Source organism: Aquimarina hainanensis, assembly GCF_042684685.1.
GTDB lineage: Bacteria > Bacteroidota > Bacteroidia > Flavobacteriales > Flavobacteriaceae > Aquimarina > Aquimarina hainanensis.
On sequence record NZ_JBHULX010000039.1, the window covers coordinates 19461 to 37898 of the forward strand.

General features: G+C 35.4%; 18 protein-coding genes. 9 read left to right on the top strand and 9 right to left on the bottom strand.

Annotated elements, in window-relative coordinates; translation table 11 throughout:
* Positions 1–5 precede the first annotated feature (5 nt).
* A complete protein-coding gene (locus ACFSTE_RS16095; RefSeq protein ID WP_176030633.1) occupies positions 6–1157 on the bottom strand; it encodes a diaminopropionate ammonia-lyase in 1152 nt (383 codons plus the stop codon).
* 104 nt (positions 1158–1261) lie between these two features.
* Between ACFSTE_RS16095 and ACFSTE_RS16100 the strand changes: the two genes are divergently transcribed.
* From ACFSTE_RS16100 to ACFSTE_RS16110, 3 genes are all read left to right on the top strand, one after another.
* Positions 1262–1723, top strand: coding sequence for an Lrp/AsnC family transcriptional regulator (locus ACFSTE_RS16100; protein ID WP_176030632.1), 462 nt, complete (start codon positions 1262–1264; stop codon positions 1721–1723).
* 147 nt (positions 1724–1870) lie between these two features.
* Positions 1871–2242, top strand: coding sequence for a VOC family protein (locus tag ACFSTE_RS16105; protein ID WP_176030631.1), 372 nt, complete (start codon positions 1871–1873; stop codon positions 2240–2242).
* A gap of 61 nt (positions 2243–2303) precedes the next feature.
* On the top strand, positions 2304–3764 hold the full coding sequence (locus ACFSTE_RS16110; protein ID WP_378254335.1) for a S41 family peptidase: 1461 nt from the start codon (positions 2304–2306) through the stop codon (positions 3762–3764).
* 64 nt (positions 3765–3828) lie between these two features.
* Here the strand turns inward: ACFSTE_RS16110 and ACFSTE_RS16115 are convergent, their stop codons facing one another.
* Positions 3829–6216 carry a TonB-dependent receptor domain-containing protein gene (locus tag ACFSTE_RS16115; RefSeq protein WP_378254337.1) on the bottom strand — a complete coding sequence of 796 codons (2388 nt, stop codon included), beginning with the start codon at positions 6214–6216 and terminating at the stop codon, positions 3829–3831.
* A gap of 149 nt (positions 6217–6365) precedes the next feature.
* On the opposite strand from ACFSTE_RS16115, the gene ACFSTE_RS16120 reads away from it, so the two are divergent.
* Both ACFSTE_RS16120 and ACFSTE_RS16125 read left to right on the top strand, forming a co-directional pair.
* Entirely contained in the window at positions 6366–8045 is a 1680-nt protein-coding gene (locus tag ACFSTE_RS16120; RefSeq protein WP_378254339.1) for a histidine kinase, read from the top strand.
* Positions 8046–8747: a LytR/AlgR family response regulator transcription factor gene (locus ACFSTE_RS16125; protein WP_378254341.1), complete on the top strand. Its 702-nt coding sequence runs from the start codon at positions 8046–8048 to the stop codon at positions 8745–8747.
* Positions 8748–8751: 4 nt separating this feature from the next.
* Here the strand turns inward: ACFSTE_RS16125 and ACFSTE_RS16130 are convergent, their stop codons facing one another.
* Positions 8752–9606, bottom strand: a complete 855-nt coding sequence (locus ACFSTE_RS16130; RefSeq protein WP_378254343.1) for a DNA alkylation repair protein — start codon at positions 9604–9606, stop codon at positions 8752–8754.
* 124 nt (positions 9607–9730) lie between these two features.
* Between ACFSTE_RS16130 and ACFSTE_RS16135 the strand changes: the two genes are divergently transcribed.
* Both ACFSTE_RS16135 and ACFSTE_RS16140 read left to right on the top strand, forming a co-directional pair.
* On the top strand, positions 9731–10075 hold the full coding sequence (locus ACFSTE_RS16135) for a winged helix-turn-helix transcriptional regulator (RefSeq protein ID WP_378254345.1): 345 nt from the start codon (positions 9731–9733) through the stop codon (positions 10073–10075).
* Between the two features lie 15 nt (positions 10076–10090).
* The gene (locus ACFSTE_RS16140) at positions 10091–10654 is read left to right on the top strand and encodes a GNAT family N-acetyltransferase (protein WP_378254347.1); all 564 of its coding nucleotides are present in this window, start codon (positions 10091–10093) and stop codon (positions 10652–10654) included.
* Positions 10655–10667: 13 nt separating this feature from the next.
* Here the strand turns inward: ACFSTE_RS16140 and ACFSTE_RS16145 are convergent, their stop codons facing one another.
* A complete protein-coding gene (locus tag ACFSTE_RS16145) occupies positions 10668–11444 on the bottom strand; it encodes a hypothetical protein (protein WP_176030623.1) in 777 nt (258 codons plus the stop codon).
* Between the two features lie 379 nt (positions 11445–11823).
* Between ACFSTE_RS16145 and ACFSTE_RS16150 the strand changes: the two genes are divergently transcribed.
* Positions 11824–12954 (top strand): vWA domain-containing protein, encoded by a 1131-nt coding sequence (locus tag ACFSTE_RS16150; RefSeq protein ID WP_176030622.1) that lies wholly within the window; start codon positions 11824–11826, stop codon positions 12952–12954.
* A 12-nt stretch (positions 12955–12966) separates the two neighbouring features.
* Positions 12967–14430: a sigma 54-interacting transcriptional regulator gene (locus ACFSTE_RS16155; protein ID WP_176030621.1), complete on the top strand. Its 1464-nt coding sequence runs from the start codon at positions 12967–12969 to the stop codon at positions 14428–14430.
* 153 nt (positions 14431–14583) lie between these two features.
* Here ACFSTE_RS16155 and ACFSTE_RS16160 read toward each other — a convergent pair whose 3' ends face one another.
* From ACFSTE_RS16160 to ACFSTE_RS16180, 5 genes are all read right to left on the bottom strand, one after another.
* Complete coding sequence (locus tag ACFSTE_RS16160; RefSeq protein WP_378254350.1) at positions 14584–15342, bottom strand: LytR/AlgR family response regulator transcription factor; 759 nt, start codon at positions 15340–15342, stop codon at positions 14584–14586.
* A 142-nt stretch (positions 15343–15484) separates the two neighbouring features.
* Positions 15485–15793, bottom strand: coding sequence for a 2TM domain-containing protein (locus tag ACFSTE_RS16165; protein ID WP_176030619.1), 309 nt, complete (start codon positions 15791–15793; stop codon positions 15485–15487).
* A 13-nt stretch (positions 15794–15806) separates the two neighbouring features.
* Positions 15807–16133 (bottom strand): 2TM domain-containing protein, encoded by a 327-nt coding sequence (locus ACFSTE_RS16170; protein ID WP_176030618.1) that lies wholly within the window; start codon positions 16131–16133, stop codon positions 15807–15809.
* Positions 16126–17478: a 2TM domain-containing protein gene (locus ACFSTE_RS16175; RefSeq protein ID WP_176030617.1), complete on the bottom strand. Its 1353-nt coding sequence runs from the start codon at positions 17476–17478 to the stop codon at positions 16126–16128. Before ACFSTE_RS16175 ends, ACFSTE_RS16170 begins: the two co-directional genes overlap by 8 nt.
* A gap of 157 nt (positions 17479–17635) precedes the next feature.
* Positions 17636–18271 (bottom strand): hypothetical protein, encoded by a 636-nt coding sequence (locus ACFSTE_RS16180; protein ID WP_176030616.1) that lies wholly within the window; start codon positions 18269–18271, stop codon positions 17636–17638.
* Positions 18272–18438: the final 167 nt, after the last annotated feature.

Here is an 18438-nt window from a genome sequence, read left to right on the forward strand (position 1 = left end):
TCTTATTAGAAAGGTGTACCCCCATCATTTTTACGAATTATTTGCTGGAATGAATTGTAATCAGTTATTCCTTCTGTATTAATAAAAAGAATAGATGATGAAGAGGTGATAGTAAGTATCTCTTGTAGGTGACGTAGCTTAGGATCATTCATTATAGCAATAAAACCAGCAAGACCTGCTGCACCAGATTCTCCAGCATAAATCCTAGGGTCCGATCCTGTTGGGTAATATAGCTCTCTTATAGCTTTTTCAGTATAATAATCTTCAATAGATATAGAAGCATCGATCCCGTTTTTTAATAGATTCCAGGCACCTAATGAAGGCGTACCACAATTGAGTCCTGCCATAATAGTTTCACTATTACCATTAGAGGTTTTGATTTTTCCATTTTGTAGTGAAGTGAGAATTGCATCAGCTTCTATAGGTTCTACAATAATAATTTTTGGGCGATTTTCTCCATACATATCTAAGTAATAATTAATTCCGGCTCCGGCAAAGCTACCCACACCTGCCTGTAAGAAAACGATATCTATGGAAGAAGAGAGAGAAGCTAATTCGGCGGTTATTTCACGAAAAAGAGTCGTATATCCAGCCATGATATGAGCAGGAATTGTTTCGTATCCTTTCCATGCCATATCTTGTACTAATTCCCAATTGTTTTCGATACTGATATGTGCTGCAAATTGACATGCATAATCATATGTTCCATCCACTTGTATTACCGTAGCTCCTTCTTGCTCAATCGCATGTATACGCAAGGGAGTCGTATCTCTGGGAACAATGACTACGGCTTTTTTATCAAATAATTTAGCCGCCCACGCTACTGCCCGTCCATGATTGCCATCTGTAGCTGTACAAAAAGTAGAAATCGATGGTTTTTCTTCGAGTAGTATATGAATGGCATAAGAAGCTCCAAGTACTTTAAAAGCAGTTAAATCAAAACGATATGATTCGTCTTTTATATACAGATTTCCAATATTGTATTTTTTAGCTAATAGAGGTAATTGAATTAATGGGGTTGCCTTATAATTAGGAAGAGTTGTATGAAACCGGAATGCATCGTGAGCAGCAAGTGTGATCTCTTTATCTGTGTTTGTACGTCTATTCATTGGTGTATTGATATAGAAAGAAGCCTTTTTTATGGATTTTTTATTCATGTTTTTGTATTTGATGCAAATTTAATTCGTTGTAATGGTATTTTTTCTTCTATTATTGCAGGTAAAATGAAATTTTATTGCATATTGTGTGGTAAATATGAAAAATGGAAGCACTGGATACGTTTGATATAGAAATTTTAAAAATTATACAAAAGAATAACACAACTATACAGAAAGAAATAGGAGAAAAAGTACATTTATCTGCAGCTGCTGTACAGAGGAGAATAAAAAAAATGACAGCAGCAGGTGTTATTCAATCGAATATTGCAGTAATTGATCCTCTAAAAGTAGGACTAGCAGTAACATTATTTGTGATTGTCACCTTGGAGCACGAGCGTTTAGAATTGGTAGATGAAGCCAAAGAAAAGTTTAAAAACTGTCCAGAAGTACAGCAATGTTATTATGTAACAGGCAAAGGCGATTTTGTACTAACTATAGTCGTTCCTACCATGGGAGATTATGAACGGTTAACTCGTGAATTGTTTTTTGCTAATAATAATGTGAAACGTTTCGAAACCTATGTTACATTAGAACGGGTAAAAACAGGTTTAGATATTACTCTATAAAGAGGTAATAACTAGTTTATAATTCAGCGTGTTTTTATTGTTTTATTATTGAGTATCTTACCACTGAAGCAATCTTATGGTATATTTTTATATGTAATAGATACCAGAGATCAAAAACAAAAAGTAATAATAACTAAAAACAACACAATGAAATTAGGCGCTTTTTCAATAAGTCTGAATGTAAAAGATATTCAGGTCTCCAAAACGTTTTATGAAAAATTAGGGTTTTCAGTTTTTGCTGGATCCATAGAAAAACACTATCTCATCATGAAAAATGAGAAAGCATTAGTAGGGTTGTTTCAGGGAATGTTCGAAAAAAATATCCTGACATTTAACCCTGGTTGGGATGAAAATGCCACTCCATTACAGGACTTTGAGGATGTAAGAACTATTCAGCAACGTTTAATTGCTTATGGGATATCACCAGAAACCAAAGCAGATGAAAATACTACCGGACCTGCCAGTTTAGTCTTGATTGACCCTGATGGAAATCCTATACTCATCGATCAACACGTATAAATAATACATCAGAATAAACATGCACAAACATAAAATAGATTGTATATAAAACTAATAACCTATGAACAATAAATTATCAGTTATAATGGGGTGCCTTCTTTTGCTATTTGTTATTTCTTGTCAAGAGAAGAAGAAAGAGAAAGAACAGGAAGCATCATTAGATGGTATATGGGAATCGATTGGATATGGTCGCTTAGCCCACATCAAAAAAGATCATATAACCCTTTATGAAACAAGTGCGATTTCATGCTATCCGATTATGGAAGAGGAAATTACGGGGTTAGGAGATGAGTTACGAATCAAAGATGATACATTGCAACTCAAAGATGGGATTAATATATATCAGTTTGTAAGAAGAGATGAATTTCCTCAACAGTGTGTTGCCATGGATGAAACCAAAAAACAAGATGCACTTTATAATTTCGAAGTATTAGCTAGTATTTTCAAAGAACATTATGCGTATTTTGAAATGAGAAATATCAAATGGGACAGCCTATATACACAAACTAAAAGTAAGATAACAACACAAACTTCCGCTCCTGAATTATTTATGATTATGGAAGAGATGCTGGATCAGTTTAATGACGGCCATATAGATATCGAAGCACCTGAGGAAATAGAAGATCAAGCAGATAGTTTACGTGAGCCATCTCAGCCTGTAGATACATCAATAACGAGATACAGTGATTTTTCGGTAGCAAAACTAGTGGGAGATCATTACCTGAAAGACAAAGAACTAACTAAAAATAGCCGGGTAATGAGATGGGGAAAGCTCAATGATTCATTAGGCTATCTACAGATAAACTTAATGATGGGACATGTTTATTTTCCAAAATTAGACAGTGTACAGGGAGAAGACTATTGGAATGCCTATTTTGAAGCTTTTGAAGAAATGTCTTCAGCAGCACATACAAAAAAAGAAGTAGCAGGGATTAACAAAACATTAGATCAGGTGTTTTCAGATCTCAATACTGCGGATGCATTAGTATTGGATGTTCGTTTTAATGGAGGAGGAAAAGATGAAGTCGCATTAAGTATTATGAAACGTTTTAATCAGAAGCGACAACATGTTTTTACTAAAAAAGCAAAACATAAACAGGCATATACTAAACCGAATAAAATTTATCTAGAAGCTGCCGAGCAAGCATATCTAAAACCGGTTTACTTATTAACTTCGGGACAATCTGCCAGTGCTACAGAAATTATGGTATTAAGTTCACTAAACTTGCCTCATGTTACGAGAATAGGAACGAATACAGAAGGAATTTTTTCGGATGTATTAGATAAAATACTGCCTAATGGATGGGAGATAGGATTGTCTAATGAGGTGTATCTGGATACCAAAGAGAATAATTACGAAGGAAAGGGAATCCCTCCTCATATTGATTTAAAGTATCCCAGAGAAACACAGGCATTTTTCAAGAGTATTATCGATGCGATGTCCGATGATGAAATAAAAATAAACAAAGCGATAACTGATGTAAGGGAAGGGAAAGTATCCAAGCATGTTGTAGGGAGATAAGGATATTCAAAGAAAAACAAATACCCCACCATGACAAATTAAAAGGTGATGGTGGGGGTTTTAGTTAGTTTCTGTTACTTCGTTTGGCCCTTCTGTTTTTATATTCGCTATTTCCATTAAACTTATAGACGAAACTCAGTGACCATCTGGCAGCATTACGACTAGCTATTTGATTGACAAAGAAATCAGTACCTCTGGTTTCTTCTTTATACTTTCTGCTGTCAAATACATTTGTCACATTAAAAAGTAGTACGGCTCGGTTTTTAAACATTTTTTTACTTACTCCCATATTGATATATGCCATAGGTTTTACTGTAGATTGAGCATTTTCTATGCGACCTCTGTAATGAAATCTACTTTGTAATGTAATACGTCCAGGAATTTTGAATCGACTACTGATATTGGTGTACCAGGTCATATTTGAAGCTGTTAAGTCTTGATCATTGATCCTACCTTTGGTTGTAAAATGATAGGCATTCATATCCCCGGATAAAGAAAGCCATTTTAGGGGTGAGTAAGACAGAGACAGTTCCGCCCCGTAGCGATCTTCAGAAGTCAGGTTGATAATTCGTGTTTCAAAAATACCAGAAGGGTTTTGTGAAGTATACCAAAAAGTATTATCCGTTGTATGTGAATAATAAAGACTGGGAGAGAGTGTCAGTTTTGCACTCTTTCGAACAGCAGATATTTCTATTATGTCTGTATAAGAAGGTTGTAGGGTTGGGTTTCCATAAAAACGAGTATTAAAATCTTCCAGTGTAGAAAAAGGGTTTAAAGAAAAAAGACGCGGTCTGTTAATTCGTTTACTATAACTACTCCCCAAACGTGTTTGTTCATTAAGCGTATAATCTAAGGTAATACTTGGGAAAAAGTTGGTATACCTATTTGTTGCATTAAAATTCCCCAGATCATCCTTGATTCCGATATGTGTATCTTCTATTCGTAATCCGGTTAGTATATGAAAAGCTTTCAAGGTCGTGCTATATTGTACATATCCTCCAGTAATACGCTCATCATAGGTTAGAGAATTATCAAGATTGTCAATTAGCTGATATGTATCATCTTTGAATTCCTCTGCGAGAAATCCATCCCGTACATGTCTGTTCTCGAATTTAGCACCTATTTCCAGTTTAGAAGAAACTCCTATGGGGGTTATGTAATCGGATTGTATAACAATATCATTATTTTTATCGGAGTCAGTTGTTCTGAAATTAATGATGTCTATAGTATCGGGAAATTCTTTTTCGGTGATAACATTCCATTTTTTTGTACTATCCCAAAAATCATACTGAAGATCTACAGTTAGTTTTTGCCCTTCTTTTTTGAATGATTTGGTGTAATTCATTTCTAATTGGTTGTAAGATCTATTTTCTTTAGAATTTCCCTTTGATACAAGGGTACTATCAACGATTGCGGCTGTATCACTACTATAGTCATATATAAAAGTAGTCGCATCGGTATCTTCGATTTGATTTCTTTGAAAAGCGGTGGTAAACGTATTGGTTGGATTAATAAAGTAATCAAACCCAAGATATAGATGTTTTCCTCCATCATGACGATTCTCATCTTGTCGCTGATTCAGTGTTACTGTACCATTGTCATCCGAAGTTTGCTGAAACCTGGAATAGACTCCAATATAATCCGTAGATCGCACTCCGATAGTACTAAAAAAATTGATCTTATCAGTTTTGTAATTAAGACTTCCTGAGATTCTAAAATCCTGAGGAATTCCTCCGCGAAGCCGGACTTGTCCTGTAAATCCATTTTTTGTGTTCTTTTTCAGGATAATATTGATAATTCCGGCAGTACCTGATGCATCATATCTAGAAGAAGGAGCTGTAATAACTTCTATTCTGGCAACATTGTCAGAAGGAATTTGTTCTAAAGCCTGAGAAGACGTAAGTCCAGAACGACGCCCGTTAATCAGGATTGTAACATTGGCATTTCCTCTTAGATTAATAGCTCCACCAGGATCTACTGTAACAGAAGGGACATTATCCAATACATCCGTTACAGAACCACTTTGAGATAAAACATCCTTTCCGACAGTAAATACTTTCTTATCTAATTTTAAGGATACCTCAGAAGTTTCTCCGGTCACTACCACCTCATCTAATTGGGTGGTATCCTGTACCAAAGCAATAACAGGGAATTTCTGATGTTTTGGAAGTTCGACGGTTGCTGTATACGTTGTAAACCCATTATAAGAAACTTCCATAAAATAGGTTCCGATAGGAATATCAGGAATGATATAAATACCCTGTTCATTCGTAATCACCCCCTCTATTATTTTCTGTTGTTGATTTTTTATAACGACTGAGGCAAATGGAAGAGGAGTTCCTGTTGCCTGTTCAATTACCGTTCCACTAATTTCTCCGGTTTTGACTTGTTGTGCAGCTAAGGTTGCTTGAAATCCCCATAAGAATAACAAGAACATAATGATTCGATTCATATCTGTTGTTTTTTGATTTGACAGGATAAAAATCGTAGCCAATGATATGTTTCACAAGGATTATTATGTCAACTGCTCTATAGATTTATGAACTGCTCATACTTCCTGTTTTTTTGCCTTAATTTTATCATATCAAAAAATCATATGCTATGAAGGCGAATTTGTTCAGAATCTTTTTCCTTTTGATGGGACTTTTCCTAAACATGTCATGTACGATCGATAATATCCATGAAAGAGGAGAAACACGATATATGATTGGAGATCAGGAAGAGTGGGCTGCTACTCATTTTGATGATCGATTATGGAAGAAAGAGATCAATATAGAAGGAGGAGAAATTTTTTGGGCAAGAACAGTAATCGATATTAAGAAGGCACCTGCTCCTTTGACTACTTATGGGATGCAGTTTAATAGTTTTGGAGAGTATGAGGTGTATTGGGACGGACAGCTAGTTGGTAGAAATGGGAATCCAGGGAAAGAGGCTGTATCAGAACCATCAGGCAGAATGTGGGCGATTTTTGCCATCCCTAAAGAACTTACAACCGAAGGGAAGCATGTATTGGCTATCCGAAAAAGTTTATTGTACTATCCTAAGCATGCTTATGGTTTTAAGGTATGGCTTCACGATTTTGAATACCTGGTTAAGTTTCCTTTGATTAATACTGCTTTTATGCACATTTTTGCCGGAGCTTTTTTATTAGCAGCCTTATATTTTTTCTTTCTTTACCTGGGAAACAAAAAAGAATATCCTGTGTTGATTTTTGGAGGTAGCTGTTTCCTGTTTTTTGCATTGATTATAATGGAGTTTATCAGAACCTATATTCCCATACATTATAGCCAGCATCATATTCGATTAGAGATTATAGGGTTTCTAACTTTCTTTATTGCTATATTGGTTCCCTTGTATTTTACCTTACAGTTTCCATATCCCAAACAAAAAAACATTTTTATAGCCTACCTGGTAGTGTTGCTTATCGTATTCTGGGTAGATCATACCAGTTATGACTATACAGCCTATCAACTAGGAATATGTATGTGGGTTTTTTCGCTGGGGATTGTACTATTCGGAATATATAGAAAACAAAAAGGAAGTTTTATTGTACTACTGGCATTGTTGCTATGTTGGTTGATTAATTCAATAACCCATTATGATACCAGTCTTTTTGCAGGTTTTGGGGTAATTGTTTTAGGGATGTTTTATATTTTGTCTGTAAAAACGAAAGATCAACGAGTCGCTTATGAAAAATCACTGTTGCAATCTACCAGACTTCGGTTGGCATTGCTCAAAAAAAATATCCAACCTCATTTTATTATGAACAGTCTTACCTCTTTGATGGATTGGGTAGAAGAATCCCCTAAAAAAGGAGTAGAGTTTATTGAAGCTCTGGCAGCTGAGTTTGATTTACTGAATCAAATAGAAAATAAAACACTTATTCCGATTCATCAAGAGATTGCATTGTGCAAAACACACCTGGAGGTGATGGAATATAGAAAAGAAATCACTTATATCTGGGAAGAAGAAGGGATTCAGGAAGAGGAAGAAATTCCTCCAGCCATATTACATACATTGTTAGAAAATGGAGTTACACATTGTACTCCTTTAGCAGATAATCGAATTGGATTTAAGTTGTTATATGAAGAACACAACACACATATCTGCTATACTTTTCTTACCATAGCCAAAGTGAGAAATCCATTAAAAAAAATAAAAGAAGGAACGGGGATCCGTTATATAAAAGCGCGATTAAAAGAAAGTTACGGCACTAATTGGCATTTCTCTTCAGAAGCAGTATCCGAGGGATGGAAAAATAAAATTTGTATAAACCGATAAATGATGAATATTCTTATAGTAGAAGATGAAACCCGAATTGCTAAAAGAATCGAGCGGATGACTAAAGATTTTTTTAAGAACACTTCTTATTCATTACATCGTGTAGATGAGTTACAAGAAGCTCTGGAGTACATAAAACAATATCCGCTGGATTTAGTTTTATTAGACCTGAATCTCAATGGAGATAATGGTTTCGATATATTAGGTACTGCGATTTCAGAATCGTTCCATACGGTTATTATCTCTGCTTATAAAGATCGAGCAATAGAGGCATTCGAATATGGAGTATTGGATTTTATTCCCAAACCATTTAATCAACATCGGTTAGAGCAGGCATTTGAGAGAGTATTGACCAAAGAAAAAGCCAGTAATGGACACATGAAGTTTTTAGGGATAAAAAAGCGAGGGAGTATTCAGTTAATTCCTGTCGAAGAGGTTGTGTTTATAAAAGGGGCAGGTACATATACTGAGATTTTTTTGAAAAACGGGAGAAAAGAATTACATGATAAATCCCTGGAAAAACTCGAACAATTGTTACCAGAGACTTTTGAAAGAATTCATAAGTCATATTTGGTAAAGATTGCGGAGGTAAAAGAAATTTTGGTAAAACCAGGAAGTAAGTACGAAGCTGAACTTAAAGATGGAACCTTATTACCCATAGGAAGAACCAGGTACAAAGAAATAAAGGCAAAATGGGTATAGCTAATTATTTCTTTTGAAGCGTTCGTAAAGCTTTTTTTATGATTCTTTTTGTTTCTTTAGTAGGAGATGTTTGGTTCCACTCGTTGCATAATTGAAGTACAAAATCAGGAGCAGATTTACTCGCATCATTTAACCAGTTTCCTACACTGTCTTGGACATAAATAGAAGTGTCAGATTTTAATAGAGAGAGAATAGGAAGTCCTTGTTCAGGGTGTTCTTTAAGAGTTGTAATATGAGTACACCAAACACCTCGGGGACGCGTAATTTCAGTTGTAAACCGCCTGATATACTCATGTTGATCCTTTGCCCAATGACTTAAGAAAGGAATTGCTATATCGATATGAAGTATTAACTCGGGACGTAATGCCATCCATACGACTTCTCTAACTCCAAAATGTGGATCTTTGATAAGAGGTCTGGCGAGATCCAGCTTCTCTTCAAAGCGCAGTGTGGAATATAAAGCGATAATATATGGGGTATAACAGCGAATGCTATCCGAAGGATGATTGGATAACTTATCAATAAAGTAATCTGTCTCATTAGTAGCTTCAGTATAAGTATATATTGCCTCTCCGATAGTACGTATTGTATTCATTGTAGAAGGCTTTTTTAATGCTTCCAGCTTTTGTAGGCAAGTATTGAGTACCTGTTGTGGTATTCCCAAACTAGGGAAATTAGAAGTAATTAGCTCGATGTGATTTACAGCGAGCCATTCGGTTAGGTTTACAGATGCTATGATTCCCTTATTCAATAGTTCCAGCACTTTCTTAGGGATATCTTCTTTTTTTCTGGGACCTTTTCTGTTTCGGATGGCATCCGGGAGTGTTTTTTTTAAAGAATGAGAACAATCATCGTGCATAATGTTGTATATTTTTGGAGGTATAGCTCGATTATCAAATAATTGATAGAACAAAGCTATATAAGAATGATAGAAATAGCAATACCGCATAAGGAAGTCCCTATGGGATAAAAAAGTCAATCTTATGAAAAAAGAGGGGAATTCAGAGAAAAATAAAAACTGCCCATTAGAAACAGCTGTGCATACGATCAGCGGAAAATGGAAAATACCTATTATCTGGCAGATTCATGAAGGAAAAAAACGCCCCAGTGAATTTCTTAGAGGAATCGAAAAAGTTGATAGAAGAGTGCTCAATCAGCAACTCAGCGAAATGGTTAATGATGGGCTTTTAGAGAAAACATCCTTTCATGAGTTACCTCCCAGAGTAGAGTATACCTTAACGGAAATAGGGAAGAAGTTGGTCACCGTTTTATGGAAATTAAATGAATGGGGAAAGTTACTACCTGCTTATCAGGAGTTAGAAAATTAATATAGAAGACACCAAATGATTAATGAACAATATTTTGAAGACTTTCCGGTTTTGGAAACAACACGATTAACCCTGAGGTCCCTGGTTTTGACCGATGCTTCGGAAATATATTCAATTCGATCCAACGTCAAAGCAATGCAGTATATGGATACTGTTTTGCATCATACAATAGCAGACACTGAAAAATTTGTAACTCTTAATTTGAAAACATATCAAAAAAAAGAAGGACTTTTTTGGGTGCTGATAGAAAAAAACACGGATCAATTTATAGGGGATTTTTCTTTTTGGAAAGTAAACAGGCGAAATTCGAGGGCAGAAATCGGATATTCTTTGCATCCTGATTTTTGGGGGAAAGGATACATGAAAGAAGCGATGAAAACAATTCTGCATTTTGGGTTTACCAAACTAAAGCTACATAGTATTGAAGCAAATATTAACCCAGACAATAATAATTCCAGAAAAGTATTAAAAGGAATTGGGTTTCAAAAAGAAGCCTATTTTAGAGAACATTATTATTATAATGGCGAATACCTGGATAGCGAGATTTATTCTCTGTTAGAAAACGACCTGATCAGATAACCAGAATCCCAAATTATGGCTGTTTTTGTATGATTTTTTCTATAGCAAAAACAGCTTCTGAACTTTTATTCTTCATAGCTGTCAGGGTATATAAAGGGACCGTTTTATATGTTTTAGAGATTTGAATCAAGTCATCTTTAGAAAGCGATACCATTTTTTTCAACAGGAGATCCGCAGTAAGTGTTCCGCGAGATTTAACAAAGGTTAATTCGATGGTATTTTCTGATACTTTGGATACAAGATACTCCAGTTCTTCTCGTTCTCCTTTTGTGAATCCACTGTTTTTCCCATTTACATCAGCATGAGGGATCATTTCGATCATTTTGATATGGTAGATATCCCCTTTCTGAGTATGTTTGATTTTCTCAATAGTTGCTGAGTTAGCCTGATTGTGTTCTTTTCTTTTTTCTATGGTCTGAATTCCTTTTTCGACGGAGTTTTTTAGTTCGGAGGAGAGATTGGCAATGAATAACCATAGTAAAAAACCGACAATAAGAAGGAAGGGAGTAAGAATTACAAAAGTACCCAAGTATGTCCATAGAGGTTCTTTCTTTTTTGCTTCTATAGCATCTAAGTGAGCATAAATTTCAGCATCAGCACCTACCTCTTCTCGAGTTGAGGTATGTATTGCTTTCCAATATCGATATGTAGGAAATACCGGAATAAAAAAGATAAAGAAGAATGTCTGATACAATTGAAATGTCAGATGACTATATGAATCATCCACTCCAATATCTCTATGTGTATATGTTTTTATGCGGATGGAATGCGTACCAAAAAATAAAATCATGAGTTGATTAATGTTATAGCGATATAAGAAAGAATCAGTATCGTTTGGATACTGCTTTTTTCAATCACTAAGATTCCCTTTTTGTATAAATATAAAAAAATAAACAAAAGAAATTGATTACCATACTAACAGCAAATAATCTATCTAAACAGTAACACTATAATTATTATTTAGAGAATAGGTTTATACGTTCATCCAGATATAAATGCTATTCATTTAGTTTTGAATTAACTCTCATTTCCTATAGCATACCTCGTGTGCTTGTACAGAAGAGGTGTATTGTTATAACAAAATAAAAAAATCTTACATTTATAGGGCTATTAATTTTGATAGTAAACTCATCAATTACTGATGGGATACCAGTAAAAGAATTAGCGATATGAAAAAGAAAAAAAACAAATTTATAAATGGGTTTCACTTTACACCTTATCAGGCTCCGGAACAATCTCCTTTTGAGAAGCTGTTTGAAATCTTTCAGGAGGTGATTACTCATACCTCAGGGGATTTTGATGAGGCACTGGATTGGTTACGGGAATTAGATAAAGAATACCAGCTAACCGATGCGTCATATACTTTGGATGATTTTATAGAAGACCTAAAGAAAAAAGGATATCTGAGAGAAGAGCTGCAACCGGACGGGAAAGGAAAACTATCCATTACTGCTAAAACAGAACAAGCCATACGAAAGCGTGCATTGGATCAGATTTTCGGGAAATTAAAGCGAAGTGGACGGGGTAATCACCGTACCCAGTATATCGGGACTGGTGATGAGCAAGCTGGAGAGTTTAGAAGCTATCAATATGGGGATGCTTTGGAGCATATTTCTATGACGGAGAGTTTAAAAAATGCACAAATCAATCACGGGATAGGAGAGCTACATCTAACAGAAAATGATCTGGTGGTGGAAGAGACCCGTTTTCAGGCACAGATGAGTACGGTGTTGATGATTGATATTAGTCATAGTATGATTTTATACGGAGAAGACAGAATCACTCCGGCTAAGAAAGTAGCAATGGCACTAGCCGAATTGATAACTACCCGATATCCCAAGGATACCTTGGATATATTAGTATTCGGAAACGATGCTTGGCCGATTGCTATTAAAGACTTGCCATATTTGCAAGTAGGTCCCTATCATACCAATACAGTAGCAGGGTTGCAATTAGCAATGGATATATTAAGGCGTAAGAGAAATACCAATAAACAGATCTTTATGGTTACCGATGGAAAGCCCAGTTGCTTAAAACTGCCTAATGGAGAATATTATAAAAACAGTAATGGATTGGATAGGCATATTGTAAGCAAGTGTTATATGATGGCACAGCAAGCCAGAAAATTACATATACCGATTACTACCTTTATGATCGCTAAAGACCCTTATCTTATGCAGTTTGTCCGGGAATTTACTTATGCTAATCAAGGAAAAGCCTTTTATACCGGATTAAAAGGACTGGGGGAGATGATTTTCGAAGATTATGAATCCAATAGAAAAAAAAGAATAAAAAGCTGAAAAAGAAATCGAATGAATATTAAAGAAATAAAAACGTTGGGAGCCCTAAAAAAATCAGGGTACCTTCCTGTATCTATAAAAGATGAATTACGCAATAACCTACGAACCAGAATTAGGGAGAATATTCCCACTTTTGAAGGGATTCATGGGTATGAGCATACTGTAATACCTGAATTGGAACGAGCCATTTTATCTAGGCATAACATTAATCTGTTAGGTCTTAGAGGTCAGGCAAAAACCCGATTAGCAAGACAGATGATTGCACTATTAGACGAATGGGTTCCGATCGTTGCAGGTTCAGAGATTAATGATGACCCATTGCAACCTATTTCCAGATATGCAACGAACCTGATAGCCGAAAAAGGAGAGGATACTCCTATTGAATGGTTACATCGTTCAGCACGTTTTGCAGAAAAGTTAGCAACACCAGATGTAACAGTAGCGGATATCATAGGTGATGTAGATCCTATCAAAGCAGCCAACCTAAAACTGAGTTATGCTGATGATCGCGTTATTCATTTTGGAATGATCCCCCGAGCTAACAGAAGTATTTTTGTTATTAATGAATTACCAGATCTGCAAGCAAGAATCCAGGTAGCTTTATTTAATATTCTACAAGAAGGAGATATTCAGATTCGGGGATTCAAATTGCGTTTGCCATTGGATGTACAGTTTGTTTTTACAGCTAATCCAGAAGATTATACCAACAGAGGAAGTATTGTTACCCCGTTGAAAGACCGTATAGGGTCACAGATATTAACTCATTATCCAGAAACCGTTGCCATAGCGAAAACAATCACTGCTCAGGAAGCCAGATTGGATAAGCGACAAGAAGAAACGGTCTATGTCCCGGAAATTGCTAAGGACATTCTGGAACAATTGAGTTTCCAAGCCAGAACCAGTGAATTTATAGATCATAAAAGTGGAGTCAGTGCCCGGATGAGTATCACTGCTTATGAAAATTTATTGAGTACAGCCGAGTACAGAGCTTTGCAATTGGGAATTGAAAAAACGACAGTTCGCTTAAGTGATTTTCTTGGAGTAGTACCTGCTATTACAGGAAAAGTAGAATTAGTATATGAAGGAGAGCAGGAGGGAGCAGCAGCGGTTGCTCATTCCTTACTTTCGGAGAGTATAAAGACGCTTTTTCCCACTTTTTTTCCAAAAATTGAACGATTGGAAAAACAAGATTATAAGAGCCCTTATCAGGAGTTAATCGATTGGTTTTTTGAACAGAGTAGCTTAGAACTGCTAGAAGAAACTACCGATGAAGCTTATAAAAAAGCATTGGATGCTATTCCTCCTCTGAATGCGTTAATTGAAGCCTATCAGGGAGAGGTTGCTCCGGAGGATCGCTATTTTATGATGGAATTTGTATTATGGGGATTGGTGGAGTACAAAAAGCTAAGTAAACATCGGTTATCAGAAGGATTTCAGTTTAAGGATGTGTACGGAGGATATATCAGTGGATTATAAATAAAAGAGAAAGGAGGGGAGTCTGCAAAGGATTCCCCTTTTACTAGATAATCGGGATTAAAACGCCCTGGTTTCTCCCTAAACATAGATACTACTCTTTATAAAATATCAGTTAAGTAATGAGATAGATGTTTATCTTTTATCTCGAGTGGATTATTTTTCTAACCAGTTTTTAAAATCTTTTACCCGTTCTCTGCTAACGATAATTTCTGCTTCATCAAAGTGCGCTAACTTGACCTGTAATCGGGAATTGGTATAGGCAATAATATCCTTGATAGCATTGATGTTGATATAAAACTTGCGACTCACTCTATAGAATTGTTTAGGGTTTAATTCCTCTTCCAATGATTCGAGAGTACTATCGATCAGGTAGTTTCTATTGTCTGTGGTATGAAGATAGGTTCCTTTGTTTTCAGAATAAAAACATTCAATATCCTCTACTGTAAAAATTTTGAGGTGTTGTCCTACCTTCGCTGTAAATCGTTTTTTATAAACCCTGTCCATCGGATTGACCAGTAGCTTTTTTATATCTTCAAAATCTACCTGAATCGGTTGTTGTTCGGGTAAGTATTGCTGATATTTTTGTATAGCTGCTTCTAATTCATCGTCATCAATTGGTTTTAGCAGATAGTCAATACTATTTAATTTAAATGCTTTGAGCGCATATTCATCATAGGCAGTAGTAAAGATAATAGCACTATTAATAGTTACTTCATCAAAGATCTCGAAAGAAAGACCATCACTCAATTGAATATCGAGAAAGATCACATCCGGATGAGGATTATTAGAGAACCATTCGATGGCTTCTGCTACTGAATGTAACATAGTTTCAGCCTGAATTCCTAAATCATCAAGCATTCTGTTTAATCGTCTGGCTGCGGGTTTTTCATCTTCTATAATTATGACATTCATCGGGTGGTATTTTTTATCTGATGTACTTGTTTTATGTAGTTATTAGCTAGTTTAGGGGTAACTCCTGCCAGACATGTTTACTCGAAACGAGAGTTATACATGTTTTAGGATGAATTCCGAAATTAATATTTCTTTCGGGCTGTTATTCCCATCGTTGTTGTTTCTGTGTTTGTTCTTCCTCCATATATTTTCTTATTTTTCGTTCTTCCCATTCTTTATTAAAAACAGGATTAAAACGGTAGGCTTTAATAGCATGGAATACTACGCCGATTCCCCATCCCATAGCTGGCCATAAGAACCATGCGTATCTCCATTGGTTTTGAAAATAATTTAATCCGGCAAGAAAACCAATAATTACAATATAAGAAAATAGATTGCTGTAAAACTTTTTTATTTCTTCGACACGCTCCTTAGCACGGTCATATGAATGTTGTTCATTAAAATCTTTCATCTGTTCTAGTTTTTTAGTAATGATTCTGTTTAGAAGCTCGTTCTTCTTCCTCCATAAGCTCCTTTATTTTTCTTTCTTCCCATTTTTTTCCATACAAAGAAAACTTTCCAAAAACGCCAATTGCGTGAAAAAGTAATCCGATTCCCCATAATACGGGAGTAACCAATAGATTCCAGTTTAGCCAATCTTCTGCCCCATCAAAGTTAAATCTAAAATTGACATTAACGATCAGAATCACAATGTTAATAACTATATATACTGTCAGATGGGAGTAGAAGCCTTTCTCCTTTTCTACACGGGCTTTGGCTCTTTTATAGGCATCGTAATCATTATTATTCATGGCGACTTCTTTTCTCTTGATTCATATATTTTCTGATCTTTTTTTCTTCCCAGTTTTTTCCCATAAAAGGGTGATATTCATAGGCGTCCATTCCATGAAAGAGCAATCCCAATCCCCATCCAAACAGCGGGAAAATAAACCATGGTATACTGAACCCTGTGGTTACATAATTGAGAATTGCCAATCCGGGAATTACGACACTGTAAGAGATGAGATTATATTGAAACTCTTTGATCTTTTGTACTTTTTTGCGAATACGTTCGTATTTTATTTCATCATTACTAGCTGTTGGTGTTACTATATCCATATCGATAGTTGTTATTTGTTTCGTAAGCAGTGGCAGTTTAGCGATAAAAGCATCTTCTGTTTTATATACAGAGAAGGCTCTTTTAGTCAATAAAGCATATCGCTGTTTGACATTGACCAGTCCGACACCGCTACGTTGTTTTACAATTTGTTTAGGTTGTAGATTATTTTCTACAAATAGAAACCCATCTTTTTCATATATACTTATTTTCAGAGGTTTCTCAGGCATTACTACATTGTGCTTAATCGTATTTTCTAATAAGATCTGTAGTGATAAAGGCACAATTTTAGCATTTGGATTACTCAACTGTGTTGGCATTTCGAATATGATACTGTCTTCAAACCTAAGTTTGAGTAGTGTCATATAGGTTTTGGCAAACTTTAATTCTTCTTCAATACTTACTAATTCTTTGTCTTTCTGTTCCAGTACATAGCGATATACCTTGGATAGTGAAGTGGTGAATTTCTGTGCCATCCTTGGATTCTCATCGATTAAGGAAGTCAATACATTGAGACTGTTGAATAAAAAATGAGGGTCCAACTGATTCTTTAAGGCATCAAACTTCGCAGAGGCTGTTCCCGCAATGATCTTTTGTTCTGCAACTTTCTTTTCTTGTAATGCCTTGTAAAAATGCATAGTATGAAAGAATAAGGAAGCAATCACAGTAATAAACAAAGGCATTAAGTAATCTTCGAATTTTTGATCTTTAAGAAACTCAATCGAAGTTTGCTTCTGATAGATTATAACAGCAATTACATACCCGCAGAACATATAGCCAAGAATTGTTAAGACGATCGATCCTCCGGCACTGACTAATATTCTTTGTAATCCTTTATTTTTCCATTCGAACCGATAGTTGATGAACTTAAAATAATAAGCATTAATCAATGTAAGAAATACACTATAAAACGTAAGAATTCCGATCCATTCCACCGTTAGTACCCGTTGATAATTAAATTCATTAGATAATAAATGAATTGCCAGGACTACAATCATTAGGGTTAGTGAAACGACGATAATATCTTTTATATCTTTCATAGTCTTTTTTGGTTTACTCGATCCTCGAGGATTACATAGGCAGGGGACTTGTCTCAGAAATTAATACTCATTGGTATTAAATCCATCATTTTCCTTACGGAATACCTGCTTAAGAAATACTTTTCGTATTCTGTTCTTAAGTCAGGGGATTGACCTGTTATGAATTACAGTTTCTTTGCACCCGTTTTATCTGATCTTTTCCCCACTTAGGATAAAAAGGGATTTCCTTTTTTTGTTCCTTATCAAAGTACAAGATAGCTTTTTCTACTTCAGAACAAAAAGTTTTTGGGTCTTTGCCAAAGAATCTTGCGGCTCCCATTTTCCACTCGGCATGATACAACATTGCTCGGGGGTTTTCAGGTTCTAATTGTTTAGCAGCCTGATAAGATTGTTCCACTTTTGTAGAATGCGTCATCCCGAATACTGAGGGCTTGTACGCAACCCAGGCAGTGTTTAATAGTGCTTCCATAATGTGTATTTCTGCATTGTCTTTAGAGAAGGTCTTTGCGTCGTTAATAAAATTCTGCGCTTTTTTTAATCGGGATTCGATCTCAGTAGCCTCTTTTAGTCCAAAAGTGGTGAGGATATTAATTTGAGCTACATAATAATAAGGAATCCAGTTATCTTGTTCGGCACGACCAATTCGCTCAAACAAATTTGCTGCTTCATCAGCTTTGTTTTCCTTCCATAAGGAAAAGGCTTTGGTCATTCCTTTTTCATAAGAAGATTGTGCAGTGATTTCTGAAGTAAAAGAAGCACTTACTGCCAGTACTAAAAGAAGAATATATTTCATAAGTATTGTTATTTATTAACTCATATCAATGGATGATGAGTTTGTTATTGATGAGGTAAAGATGCTTAGAAACAACAGTCTTTCTAATTATATATGACCGAATTGTCATTTTAGTTGGATGAAGTGTAATCAAGAAAAAAGAAGGAGGATGGTACCAGATATAAAGT